This is a genomic window from Streptomyces sp. NPDC006655 (assembly GCF_040703965.1).
In the GTDB taxonomy this organism is placed as follows: domain Bacteria; phylum Actinomycetota; class Actinomycetes; order Streptomycetales; family Streptomycetaceae; genus Streptomyces.
The window spans coordinates 70,760-82,560 of sequence record NZ_JBEYJU010000036.1 but is presented as its reverse complement, the minus strand read 5'-3'; the positions used below and the strand labels follow the sequence as shown (position 1 = coordinate 82,560).

The window sequence follows — 11,801 nt, the reverse complement described above, 5'->3', positions numbered from 1 at the left end:
CGGGTCAGTCCGTGCAGCCCGTGACCGTGACGGGGCTGCCCGCGCAGTTGGTCGGGGTGTTCCGGGTGATCGTCGCATCGCGGACCGCGAACTGGACGCCCGGGGTCCGGTCGGAGGCGTCAGGCCTTGGCCAGTTCCTCGCGCTGCTCGGGAAGCTCCGGCGGCTCGGGCGTGCCGGTCTCGCCGCCCTCGTCCAGCAGCGTCTTCTCGTCGAACGGCAGGTCACCGGCGAGCACCCGCTGCATCCGGGCCTTGTCGATGTCCTTGGTCCAGGTGCCGATCAGGACGGTGGCGACCGAGTTGCCCGCGAAGTTCGTCAGGGCGCGGGCCTCGCTCATGAAGCGGTCGATGCCGACGATCAGTCCGACGCCGTCGACCAGCGCGGGCTTGTGCGACTGCAGACCGCCGGCCAGCGTGGCGAGGCCGGCGCCGCTGACGCCCGCCGCGCCCTTGGAGGCCAGCAGCAGGAAGAGCAGCAGCGGGATCTGCTCCCCGACGGACATCGGCGTACCGAGGGCGTCGGCGATGTAGAGGGACGCCATGGTCATGTAGATCATGGTGCCGTCGAGGTTGAAGGAGTAGCCGGTGGGGACGGTGATGCCGACCACGGCCTTGCTGACACCCAGGTGCTCCATCTTCGCGATGAGCCGCGGCAGCGCGGACTCGGAGGAGGAGGTGGACAGGATGAGCAGGAACTCCCGGGCGAGGTACTTGAACAGCGTGAAGATGTTCAGCCCCGCGACCAGCCGCAGCAGGGCGCCGAGCACGACGAAGACGAAGAGCACGCAGGTCACGTAGAAGCCGAGCATCAGCACGGCGAGGCTCTTGAGGGCGTCGATCCCGGCGGAGCCGACGACGGCCGCGATGGCGCCGAAGGCACCGATCGGCGCGGCCCACATGATCATGCCCAGGATGCGGAAGACGAGCCGCTGGATGTGCTCGACACCGCGCAGCACCGGCTGTCCGACCGAGCCCATGGCCTGCAGCGCGAAACCGGCGAGCAGCGCGATGAGCAGCGTCTGGAGCACCTGGCCCTCGGTGAAGGCGGACACGAAGGTCGTCGGGATGATCGACAGGACGAAGTCGACGGGGCCGAGCGCCTCGGAGTCGACCTGGCTGTGCCCGGAGGCCTTGAGGGCCTCGGTGAGGTGCAGGCCGTCGCCGGGGTGCAGGACGTTGCCGACGACCAGGCCGATGGCCAGCGCGACCAGGGACATCACCAGGAAGTAGCCGAGTGCGATACCGCCGACGGCGCCGACCTTGGCGGCCTTCCGTACGGACCCGATCCCGAGCACGATCGTGCAGAAGATGATCGGCGAGATCATCATCTTGATCAGGTTGACGAAGCCGGTTCCGAGGGGCTTGAGCTGGACTCCGGCATCGGGCCAGATCAGGCCCACCGCGATGCCGAGCGCCACGGCGACGATCACCGCGATGTAGAGGTAGTGGGTGCGGTCTCTCCTGGCGGGTGCGGCTGGTGCCGTTGGCGTCATCGTCACGGCTCGCCTCCTTGACGTCGTCGTCGGTACGACCGGCGTGCGGCTCACGTCCGGGCTTGCGGGGGGATGCCGTGACTATCTCCCGGTCTGTGAGGGCGGTCACCCTTCCGTTCATTTAGTTCTCGGTTCACCCCGGGGGCAGACTGCTGACATGCGCTTCTCGTCCGTCCCCCGGCCCCGCAGCCTCGCCGGCCAGCTGTTCGCGATGCAGGCCGTGCTGATAGCGGTGCTGGTCGCCGGGTACGCGCTGTTCAGCTACGTCAGCGACCGCCACCAGGCGCAGGAGGCGGCGACCCGGCAGGCGACGGCGGTGGCCCGGTCGGTGGCGGACTCGCCGTCGGTGCGTACGGCGGTCCACACCCGGGACCCCTCGGCGCGGCTCCAGCCGTACGCCCTTCAGGTCATGCGGGACACCGAGGTCGACTTCGTCACGATCATGACCCCGGACGGCGTCCGCTGGACCCACCCCGACCCCGGTCAGATCGGCAGGCGCTACCTCGGCCACATCGACGCGGCCCAGCACGGCCACACCTTCAGCGAGACCTACAAGGGCACGCTCGGCGCGTCGGTGCGCACGGTGACGCCCGTGACGGAGAACGGCCGGGTGATCGGCCTGGTGAGCGCCGGCATCCGGGTGGAGGCGATCAGCCGGCGGGTCCAGGAGCAGGTGACGGCGCTGCTCGGGGCGGCGGCCGGGGCCCTGGTGCTGGGCGCGGTCGGGACGTACGTCGTCAACGCCCGGCTGCGCCGCCACACCCACGGCATGAACGCGGCGGAGCTGAGCCGCATGCACGACTACCACCAGGCGGCGCTGCACGCGGTGCGCGAGGGCCTGCTGATGCTGGACGGCCAGTACCGGGTGGCGCTGATCAACGACGGGGGGCGGGAACTGCTGGGCGTGGGCCCGGAAGGTGAGGTCGTGGGCAGCTCGGTGGCGGAGCTGGGGCTGCCGGCGCCGCTCACGGGCGCGCTGCTGTCCTCCGAGCCGCGCGTGGACGAGGTGCACCTGACGGCGGACCGCGTCCTCGTGGTGAACACCTCCCCGGTGTCGGGCGGCGAACGCCGCGGCACCGTCGTGACCCTCCGGGACGTCACGGAACTCCAGTCGCTGATGGGCGAGCTGGACTCGGAGCGGGGCTTCACGCAGGCGTTGCGCTCGCAGGCCCACGAGGCGGCGAACCGGCTGCACACGGTCGTCTCGCTGATCGAACTGGGCCGGGCCGAGGAGGCGGTGGACTTCGCCACGGCCGAGCTGGAGCTGGCCCAGGCGCTGACCGACCAGGTGGTGGCGGCGGTCGGCGAACCCGTCCTCGCCGCGCTGCTGCTGGGCAAGACCGCCCAGGCCAACGAGCGGGGCGTGGAGCTGGTGGTCTCGGACGAGAGCCGGCTGGATGACGGTTTGCTACCGGAGAGCCTGTCGGCGCGCGATCTGGTGACCATCCTCGGCAACCTGATCGACAACGCGGTGGACGCGGCCCAGGGGTCGGTGGGGGCGCGCGTGACAGTGACCGCTTACGCGGAGGACGCCGAGCTGGTGATGAGGGTGACGGACACGGGGCCGGGGGTGGACCCCGCCCACGCCGAGCTGGTCTTCCAGCGCGGTTTCACGACGAAACCGGCGGGACCCGGCGGCCGGGGGCTGGGCCTGGCGCTCGTCCGGCAGGCGGTCGGGCGTCTGGAGGGGAAGCTGACGGTGGCGGAGGCGCCCGGGGGCGGCGCGGTGTTCGAGGTACGGCTGCCGTTGCGGGCGGCCCGGCCGGTGTCCGGAGGTGGGGCGTGATGACCGGTGACCCGATCCGGGTGCTCGTCGTCGAGGACGATCCGGTCGCCGCGGACGCGCATGTGATGTACGTGGGCCGGGTGCCGGGGTTCGTGGCGGTCGGGAAGGCGCACACCGGGGCGGAGGCGCGCCGGATCCTCGACCGCACCCCGGTGGACCTGCTGCTCCTGGACCTGCACCTGCCGGACGTGCACGGCCTGCAGTTCGCCCGCTCGCTGCGGGCGGCGGGCCACCAGGCGGACGTCATAGCGGTGACCTCGGCACGGGACCTGGCGGTGGTGCGCGAGGGCGTCTCGCTGGGAGTCGTCCAGTACGTCCTGAAGCCGTTCACCTTCGCCACGCTCCGGGACCGGCTGACCCGGTACGCGGAGTTCCGGGCGGCGGCGGGCGAGGCGAGCGGGCAGGACGAGGTGGACCGGGCCCTGGCGGCGCTGCGCGCGCCGACGCCCGCGGCGCTCCCCAAGGGGCTGAGCGCGCCGACGCTGGAACGGGTGACGGTCGCGTTGCGCGAGGCCGAGGAGGGCCTGACGGCCGCGGCTCTGGCGGAGGGCGTGGGGATCTCCCGGATCACGGCCCGGCGCTATCTGGAGCACCTGGTGGAGGCGGGCCGGGCCGGGCGGAGTCCGCTGTACGGTCAGGTGGGGAGGCCGGAGCTGGTGTACCGGTGGGGGCGGGGCCGGTAGCGGACCGCAGCTGTACGTTCCCACCATCCGTGTTCCTGGCCGAACGGACGGTAGTCAGTTCCCCCGCGCACCCCTACCTTGTCGCTGTGCGCCGACCCCCAGCTCTGCCGAACCAGCCAGGTCCCCCCTTCGACGCCCCCGCCGCCCGCAGACTGCGGTCCGCGCTCGGCATGGGGCCCGAGCACGTGGCCCACGACCTGCGGGCGTCGTACGGGATGCCGTACGCCACGCCCGATCTCGTGCGGGCCTGGGAACAGGGGGACGTCACGCCGACCAGCCCCGAACTCACCGCCCTCGCGGGGGCCTTGTGGTGCTCCCCGGGTGACCTGATCGGCCGGCCGCGGACGCTGCGCGAGCACCGGATCGCCCGGGGTGTCGCACCGGAGGACGTGGCGATGGCCGTCGGCCTCGACCTCCTCCCCTACCTGGAGATGGAGGAGGCCGAGGACTGGCGGGGCACGGAGCGGCAGTCCGCGGTCCTCGCCGACCTCCTGCACCTGTCCCTGCCGGACTTCGTCACCGTCACGGGGAAGGAGGAGAAGCTGGCCGACCTGCTCCGCGGCGCGGTCACCACCCGCTGGCAGGCCCACGTCCGCCAGCTGACCAAGCTGGTCCCGCTGGACAGACACCTGATCGAGACCACCCTGCGGGCACTCCACGAGGAGTACCAGGGCCGCATGACGGCAACGCTGCCCTGGGGCGACACACCCACGTCGACACGGGCCCGACAACTGGGCGAGGAATTCCTGTCGCGGATCGTCACCCACTTCTGGAACACGATGGAGAACGGGACTCCGTGAACGCCCCCGACTGAACGCGCCCCTTCAGGGGCGCTGGGGGTACCCCCGGCCGAAGGCTGGGGGAGGAACTGCGCGAGCAGCCTCCACCGGCCCGCAGTCCCCCCACCACCGAACCCGCCCTAAAAAACCGACTCCGCCTCGTCCATCCGGTCCTTCGGCACCGTCTTCAACTCGGTCACCGCCTCCGCCAGCGGCACCATCACGATGTCGGTCCCCCGCAGCGCGGTCATCCTCCCGAACTCCCCCCGGTGCGCCGCCTCCACCGCATGCCACCCGAACCGCGTCGCCAGCACCCGGTCGTACGCCGTGGGCGTCCCGCCCCGCTGGACGTGCCCGAGGATCACCGGCTTGGCCTCCTTGCCGAGCCGCCGCTCCAGCTCGTACGCCAGTGCCGTACCGATGCCCTGGAACCGCTCGTGGCCGTACTGGTCGATCGCGCCCTTGCCGTAGTCCATCGTGCCCTCGGCGGGATGGGCGCCCTCCGCCACGCAGACCACCGCGAACTTCTTGCCGCGGGCGAACCGCTCCTCGACCATCTTCACCAGGTCGGCGGGGTCGAAGGGCCGCTCGGGGAGGCAGATGCCGTGCGCGCCCGCCGCCATCCCGGACTCCAGGGCGATCCAGCCGGCGTGCCGGCCCATCACCTCGACGACCATCACCCGCTGGTGCGACTCGGCGGTGGTCTTGAGCCGGTCCATCGCCTCCGTGGCGACGCCCACCGCGGTGTCGAAGCCGAAGGTGCGGTCGGTGGAGGAGATGTCGTTGTCGATGGTCTTCGGGACGCCCACCACGGGCAGGCCGGCGTCGGACAGCATGCGCGCCGCCGTCAGGGTGCCCTCGCCGCCGATCGGGATCAGCGCGTCGATGCCGAACTCGGCCACCATGTCGGTGGCCCGGTCGCACGCCTCGCGCAGCCGGTCCCGCTCCAGTCGCGACGAGCCCAGGATCGTGCCGCCGAGGGCCAGGATGCCGCCGACGTCGTCCAGGTCGAGGGGGCGGTAGTGGCTGTCGAGCAGACCCCGGAAGCCGTCCTCGAAACCGATGACCTCGTCGCCGTACTGGGCGACCGCGCGGTGCACCACCGATCGGATGACGGCGTTCAGGCCGGGGCAGTCGCCGCCTGCGGTGAGAACTCCGATACGCATGGTGGTGTGTCTCCTGCTCGCTGTCGTGACCGATGAGCCGATCCGATTGTTTCATGGCATACAGGGCGATGAAATCCTGACGGGCGCCTTATCCGGCACCGGGGGTATTGTCAAGAGGGATCTGCTCACCTTGGTGGGCGATTTTTATGCCGAGTTTTACGCCGATACGCAGGGAACGGAGTGTGCACACGTGACGCGCAGCGTGTACGTGACCGGGATCGACCGCGGCGACGGCCGGCAGGTCGTCGAGCTGGGCGTGATGGAGCTGCTGACCCGGCAGGTCGACCGGGTCGGGGTGTTCCGGCCCCTCGTCCACGACGGTCCCGACCGGCTGTTCGAGCTGCTGCGTGCGCGGTACCGCCTCTCCCAGGACCCGGCCACGGTGTACGGCATGGACTACCACGAGGCGTCCGCCCTCCAGGCGGAGCAGGGCGTCGACGAACTGGTCTCCACGCTCCTGGACCGCTTCCACCTGGTGGCCCGTGAGTACGACGTCGTCCTGGTCCTCGGCACCGACTACGCCGACACCCAGTTCCCCGACGAGCTGTCCCTCAACGCCCGGCTGGCCAACGAGTTCGGCGCCTCGGTGATCCCGGTGGTCGGCGGCCGCGGGCAGCAGGCGGAGTCGGTGCTCGCGGAGACCCGCAACGCGTTCCGGGCGTACGACGGCCTCGGCTGCGACGTGCTGGCGATGGTCGCCAACCGGGTGGCCCGCGAGGACCGCGACGGGATCGCCGAGCGGATCGCCGGCCGGCTGCCGGTGCCGGTGTACGTGCTGCCCGACGAGCCCGCGCTCTCCGCGCCGACGGTCGCCCAGATCACGCAGGCGCTGGACGCGAAGGTGCTGCTCGGCGACGACTCCGGGCTGGCCCGCGACGCGCTGGACTTCGTGTTCGGCGGGGCGATGCTGCCGAGCTTCCTGCCCGCCCTGACCCCGGGCTGCCTGGTCGTGACCCCGGGCGACCGCGCGGACCTGGTCGTCGGCGCGCTGGCCGCGCACAGCGCCGGCACCCCGCCGATAGCCGGTGTGCTGCTCACCCTGGGCGAGCGGCCCACCGACGAGATCCTGACCCTCGCCGCCCGGCTCGCCCCGGGCACCCCGGTCCTCTCCGTGCCCGGCAACAGCTTCCCGACCGCCGCCCAGCTGTTCGCCCTGGAGGGCAAGCTGAACGCGGCCACCCCGCGCAAGGCGGAGACGGCGCTCGGCCTTTTCGAGCGGCATGTCGACACCGCCGGCCTCGACAAGCGGGTCTCGGCGCCGAGCACCGACCGCCTCACCCCGATGATGTTCGAGCACAAGCTCCTGGAGCAGGCCCGCTCCGACCGGCGGCGGGTGGTGCTGCCGGAGGGCACCGAGACCCGGGTGCTGCACGCGGCGGAGGTGCTGCTGCGCCGGGGCGTGTGCGACCTGACCCTGCTCGGCCCGGTCGACCAGATCCGCAAGAAGGCCGCCGACCTCGGTATCGACCTCGGCGACGCCCAGCTGATCGACCCGGCCACCTCCGAACTGCGGGACTCCTTCGCCGAGCGGTACGCGCTGCTGCGCGCCCACAAGGGCGTGACCGTGGAGCTGGCCTACGACGTGGTCTCCGACGTCAACTACTTCGGCACCCTGATGGTCCAGGAGGGGCTGGCCGACGGCATGGTGTCGGGTTCGGTGCACTCGACGGCGGCGACCATCCGGCCGGCGTTCGAGATCATCAAGACCGAGCCCGGGTCGTCGATCGTGTCCTCCGTGTTCTTCATGTGCCTCGCCGACAAGGTGCTGGTGTACGGCGACTGCGCGGTCAACCCGGACCCGAACGCCGAGCAACTCGCCGACATCGCCATCCAGTCGGCCGCCACCGCGGCCCAGTTCGGGGTGGCGCCGCGGATCGCGATGCTGTCGTACTCGACGGGGACGTCGGGTACGGGCGCCGACGTCGACAAGGTGCGGGAGGCGACCGAGCTGGCGCGCTCGCGGCGGCCCGACCTGATGATCGAGGGCCCGATCCAGTACGACGCGGCCGTGGAGCCGTCGGTGGCCGCCACCAAGCTGCCGGACTCCGAGGTCGCCGGGCAGGCCAGCGTGCTGATCTTCCCGGACCTGAACACCGGCAACAACACCTACAAGGCCGTGCAGCGGTCGGCCGGCGCCATCGCCGTGGGGCCGGTGCTCCAGGGGCTGCGCAAGCCCGTCAACGACCTGTCCCGGGGCGCCCTCGTCCAGGACATCGTCAACACCGTCGCCATCACGGCGATCCAGGCCCAGAACCCGAGCGAGAAGGCAGCCCAGTGAGCCCCAGTCGTGTCCTCGTCCTCAACTCCGGCTCCTCGTCGGTGAAGTACCAGCTGCTGGACATGCGCGGCGGCGGCCGGCTGGCGACGGGCCTGGTCGAGCGGATCGGCGAGCAGACCTCGCGGCTGAAGCACACCTGCCTGGTCGGCGGCGGGACCCGGGAGCAGAACGGGCCGATCGCGGACCACGAGGCCGCCCTGAAGGCGGTGGCGGAGGAGCTGGCGAAGGACGGGCTCGGGCTCGACTCGCCGGAGCTGGCCGCGATCGGGCACCGGGTGGTGCACGGCGGGATGTTCTTCACCGAGCCGACGGTGATCGACGACGCGGTGCTCACCGAGATCGAGCGGCTGATCCCGGTCGCCCCGCTGCACAACCCGGCCAACCTGACCGGCATCCGCACCGCGCAGGCGCTCCGTCCGGACCTGCCGCAGGTCGCCGTCTTCGACACGGCGTTCCACACGACCATGCCGGAGGCGGCGGCCCGCTACGCCATCGACCCGAAGATCGCCGACCGGCACCGGGTCCGCCGCTACGGCTTCCACGGCACCTCGCACGCGTACGTGTCGCGGGCGACCGCCCGGCTGCTGGGGAAGTCGCCGGAAGAGGTGAACGTGATCGTGCTGCACCTGGGCAACGGGGCGTCCGCCTCGGCGGTCCGCGGCGGCCGGTGCGTGGACACCTCCATGGGGATGACGCCTTTGGAGGGGCTCGTGATGGGAACCCGTTCCGGCGATCTGGACCCGGCCGTCATTTTCCATTTGGCGCGTGTTGGCGGAATGTCCATGGACGAGATCGACACTCTCCTCAACAAGGGCAGCGGTCTGTTCGGACTGTGCGGTGACAACGACATGCGGGAGATCCGGCGCCGGATCGACGAGGGCGACGAACAGGCGAAGCTCGCCTTCGACATCTACATTCACCGTCTGAAGAAGTACGTCGGCGCCTACTACGCGGTGCTCGGCCGGGTGGACGCGGTGGCGTTCACCGCGGGCGTCGGGGAGAACGCGGCGCCCGTGCGGGAGGCCGCCCTGGCCGGGCTCGACGGACTGGGGCTGGTCGTCGACCCGGAGGCGAACGCCGCCCGGGCGGACGGGCCGCGGCTGATATCCCCGGCGGGTGCGCGGGTGGCCGTCGCCGTGGTGCCGACGGACGAGGAACTGGAGATCGCCGAGCAGACGTACGCGCTGGTCGGAAGTAAACCCGGAAGTAACACCGGCCGCGCCGGTGAATAACAGCTGAGCATATAGGCGCCCATTTGTATCTTCCGCCAGACGGAATATTCCGCAGCGAAACAAACCGATAGGATCGCCCCATGCGCCGTTCGAAAATCGTCTGTACTCTCGGCCCCGCGGTCGACACCCACGAGATGCTCGTCGCCATGATCGAGGCGGGTATGAACGTGGCCCGGTTCAACTTCAGCCACGGCTCCCACGCCGAGCACCAGGGGCGGTACGACCGCGTCCGGGCCGCCGCCAAGGAGACCGGGCGCGCCATCGGCGTCCTCGCCGACCTGCAGGGCCCGAAGATCCGCCTGGAGACCTTCGCCGAGGGACCGGTGGAGCTGGAGCGCGGTGACGAGTTCGTCATCACGACCGAGGACGTCCCGGGCGACAAGACCATCTGCGGTACGACCTACAAGGGCCTGCCGGGCGACGTATCGCGCGGCGACCAGATCCTCATCAACGACGGCAACGTCGAGCTGAAGGTCCTGGACGTCGAGGGCCCGCGGGTGCGGACGATCGTCATCGAGGGCGGTGTCGTCTCCGACCACAAGGGCATCAACCTGCCCGGCGCGGCCGTCAACGTGCCCGCGCTGTCCGAGAAGGACGTCGAGGACCTGCGGTTCGCGCTGCGCATGGGCTGCGACATGGTCGCGCTGTCCTTCGTGCGGGACGCCAAGGACGTCGACGACGTCCACCAGGTGATGGACGAGGAGGGCCGCCGGGTCCCGGTCATCGCCAAGGTGGAGAAGCCGCAGGCGGTGGAGAACATGGAGGGCGTCGTGATGGCGTTCGACGCCGTCATGGTGGCCCGTGGCGACCTGGCCGTCGAGTACCCGCTCGAGAAGGTCCCCATGGTGCAGAAGCGGCTCATCGAGCTGTGCCGGCGCAACGCCAAGCCGGTGATCGTGGCGACCCAGATGATGGAGTCGATGATCACCAACTCCCGTCCGACCCGCGCCGAGGCCTCCGACGTGGCCAACGCGATCCTGGACGGCGCCGACGCGGTCATGCTGTCGGCGGAGTCCTCGGTCGGCGCCTACCCGGTCGAGACCGTCAAGACGATGTCGAAGATCGTCGCGGCGGCCGAGCAGGAGCTGCTGAGCAAGGGCCTCCAGCCGCTCGTCCCCGGCAAGAAGCCGCGTACGCAGGGTGGCTCGGTGGCCCGCGCGGCCTGCGAGATCGCCGACTTCCTCGGCGGCCGCGGCCTGGTCGCCTTCACGCAGTCCGGTGACACGGCCCGCCGGCTGTCCCGCTACCGCGCCCAGCAGCCGATCATCGCCTTCACCACCGACGAGAACACCCGCAACCAGCTCACCCTCAGCTGGGGCGTGGAGTCGCACGTGGTGCCGTTCGTGAACAGCACGGACGAGATGGTCGACATGGTCGACCAGGAGATCGCGAAGATCAAGCGCTTCCACCCCGGCGACACCGTGATCATCACGGCCGGCTCGCCCCCCGGCGTCCCCGGCACCACCAACATGCTCCGCGTCCACCACATCGGCGGCATCAACAAGTGACGCACCGGTAAGGGCTTTTGTACGACACTGAGGGCGCCTCCTGTGGCAGGGGGCGCCCTCGGTTCCTTTCACCGTGGCAGGCTCACGCCTCCGTGACCGCCTCCGCGATGCCCTGCGCCAGGGCATCGAAGTTCTCCCGGTAGAAGGCCAGTTCACGGTGGAAGGACTCCTCCGAGAACACGCCCCGCTCCAGCAGCACGACGGCCGACGCGGTCAGGGCACTGTGCAGGACGTGCAACTCCGCGAGCGACAGCCGGATGTCGAACGAGGTCTCGGTCCGGCCGGCAAACCGCCCGATGAGGGCGTCGACCGTCCCGGGTCCCGCACCGAGCCGCACGACCAGCGCGGCGTCGCCCGGTACCCGCGCCCGCAGGAACGTCAGCGCCCGGTGGAACGCCTCGGCCTGGGCCGGGGTGACACGCGCGACGAACCCGTCGCCCTCGCGGGTGAGCCGCAGGCGCGCCCTCATCCGGCCACCTCGCGGACGGCATCGGCGATGCCGAGCGCAAGGCCGTCGAGGTTCTCGCGGAAGAAGCCCAGCCTGGTCCGGAACGCCTCCTGCGAGAGCCGTCCGTCCGACAGGAACATGGTCGCCACCGAGGTGAGCGCGGCGTGCACCGTGTGCAGTTCGTCCCACCGGAACCGGACCTCGACCGGCTCCGCGGTGTCGACGTCCAGCCGTTCGACCAGGCCGTCGACCGCTTTCGCGGTCGTGCCCAGTTGCAGCGCCAGGACGTGCTCGCCCAGATCCCGGTGGCGCAGGAAGGTCAGGGCCTCGCGCATGGCGAGCACCTGGGAGCGGGTGAGCCGCACGACGAACTCCTCGCCGTTGCGCCGGAGCACGACCTCGGTCCTCACTCCGTCACCGCCTCCGCC

10 protein-coding genes are annotated in these 11,801 nt (G+C 71.0%); 6 read left to right on the top strand and 4 right to left on the bottom strand.

The window, feature by feature from the left end:
• Positions 1-119: 119 nt before the first annotated feature.
• Positions 120-1,493: a cation:dicarboxylase symporter family transporter gene (locus tag AB0958_RS22105; RefSeq protein ID WP_366892164.1), complete on the bottom strand. Its 1,374-nt coding sequence runs from the start codon at positions 1,491-1,493 to the stop codon at positions 120-122.
• A 157-nt stretch (positions 1,494-1,650) separates the two neighbouring features.
• Here AB0958_RS22105 and AB0958_RS22100 point away from each other — a divergent pair, with 157 nt between their 5' ends.
• The 3 genes from AB0958_RS22100 to AB0958_RS22090 all read left to right on the top strand — a co-directional run bounded on the left by AB0958_RS22100 (position 1,651) and on the right by AB0958_RS22090 (position 4,762).
• A complete protein-coding gene (locus AB0958_RS22100; RefSeq protein WP_366892162.1) occupies positions 1,651-3,279 on the top strand; it encodes a sensor histidine kinase in 1,629 nt (542 codons plus the stop codon).
• Positions 3,279-3,962, top strand: a complete 684-nt coding sequence (locus AB0958_RS22095) for a response regulator (RefSeq protein WP_366892161.1) — start codon at positions 3,279-3,281, stop codon at positions 3,960-3,962. Before AB0958_RS22100 ends, AB0958_RS22095 begins: the two co-directional genes overlap by 1 nt.
• Before the next feature lie 86 nt (positions 3,963-4,048).
• Positions 4,049-4,762 carry a helix-turn-helix transcriptional regulator gene (locus AB0958_RS22090; RefSeq protein WP_366892160.1) on the top strand — a complete coding sequence of 238 codons (714 nt, stop codon included), beginning with the start codon at positions 4,049-4,051 and terminating at the stop codon, positions 4,760-4,762.
• 119 nt (positions 4,763-4,881) lie between these two features.
• On the opposite strand, the gene AB0958_RS22085 is transcribed toward AB0958_RS22090, so the two are convergent.
• Positions 4,882-5,907, bottom strand: a complete 1,026-nt coding sequence (locus tag AB0958_RS22085; protein ID WP_358985329.1) for an ATP-dependent 6-phosphofructokinase — start codon at positions 5,905-5,907, stop codon at positions 4,882-4,884.
• 190 nt (positions 5,908-6,097) lie between these two features.
• Here AB0958_RS22085 and pta point away from each other — a divergent pair, with 190 nt between their 5' ends.
• The 3 genes from pta to pyk all read left to right on the top strand — a co-directional run bounded on the left by pta (position 6,098) and on the right by pyk (position 10,925).
• Positions 6,098-8,185, top strand: coding sequence for a phosphate acetyltransferase (gene pta, locus AB0958_RS22080; protein ID WP_366892159.1), 2,088 nt, complete (start codon positions 6,098-6,100; stop codon positions 8,183-8,185).
• On the top strand, positions 8,182-9,417 hold the full coding sequence (locus AB0958_RS22075; RefSeq protein WP_366892158.1) for an acetate kinase: 1,236 nt from the start codon (positions 8,182-8,184) through the stop codon (positions 9,415-9,417). Before pta ends, AB0958_RS22075 begins: the two co-directional genes overlap by 4 nt.
• Before the next feature lie 80 nt (positions 9,418-9,497).
• Positions 9,498-10,925 carry a pyruvate kinase gene (pyk, locus tag AB0958_RS22070; RefSeq protein WP_046730848.1) on the top strand — a complete coding sequence of 476 codons (1,428 nt, stop codon included), beginning with the start codon at positions 9,498-9,500 and terminating at the stop codon, positions 10,923-10,925.
• An 82-nt stretch (positions 10,926-11,007) separates the two neighbouring features.
• On the opposite strand, the gene AB0958_RS22065 is transcribed toward pyk, so the two are convergent.
• Positions 11,008-11,394: a hypothetical protein gene (locus tag AB0958_RS22065; protein ID WP_366892157.1), complete on the bottom strand. Its 387-nt coding sequence runs from the start codon at positions 11,392-11,394 to the stop codon at positions 11,008-11,010.
• Positions 11,391-11,783, bottom strand: coding sequence for a hypothetical protein (locus AB0958_RS22060; protein ID WP_366892156.1), 393 nt, complete (start codon positions 11,781-11,783; stop codon positions 11,391-11,393). The genes AB0958_RS22065 and AB0958_RS22060 overlap by 4 nt, the downstream gene beginning before the upstream one ends.
• Between the last annotated feature and the right edge of the window lie 18 nt (positions 11,784-11,801).

What these genes read in the sequence shown, in the direction of transcription:
- AB0958_RS22065 (WP_366892157.1), bottom strand. Translation starts at nt 11,394, where the DNA reads ATGAGGGCGCGCCTGCGGCTCACCCGCGAGGGCGACGGGTTCGTCGCG.
- AB0958_RS22105 (WP_366892164.1), bottom strand. Translation starts at nt 1,493, where the DNA reads ATGACGCCAACGGCACCAGCCGCACCCGCCAGGAGAGACCGCACCCAC.
- AB0958_RS22100 (WP_366892162.1), top strand. Translation starts at nt 1,651, where the DNA reads ATGCGCTTCTCGTCCGTCCCCCGGCCCCGCAGCCTCGCCGGCCAGCTG.
- AB0958_RS22085 (WP_358985329.1), bottom strand. Translation starts at nt 5,907, where the DNA reads ATGCGTATCGGAGTTCTCACCGCAGGCGGCGACTGCCCCGGCCTGAAC.
- pyk (WP_046730848.1), top strand. Translation starts at nt 9,498, where the DNA reads ATGCGCCGTTCGAAAATCGTCTGTACTCTCGGCCCCGCGGTCGACACC.
- AB0958_RS22095 (WP_366892161.1), top strand. Translation starts at nt 3,279, where the DNA reads ATGACCGGTGACCCGATCCGGGTGCTCGTCGTCGAGGACGATCCGGTC.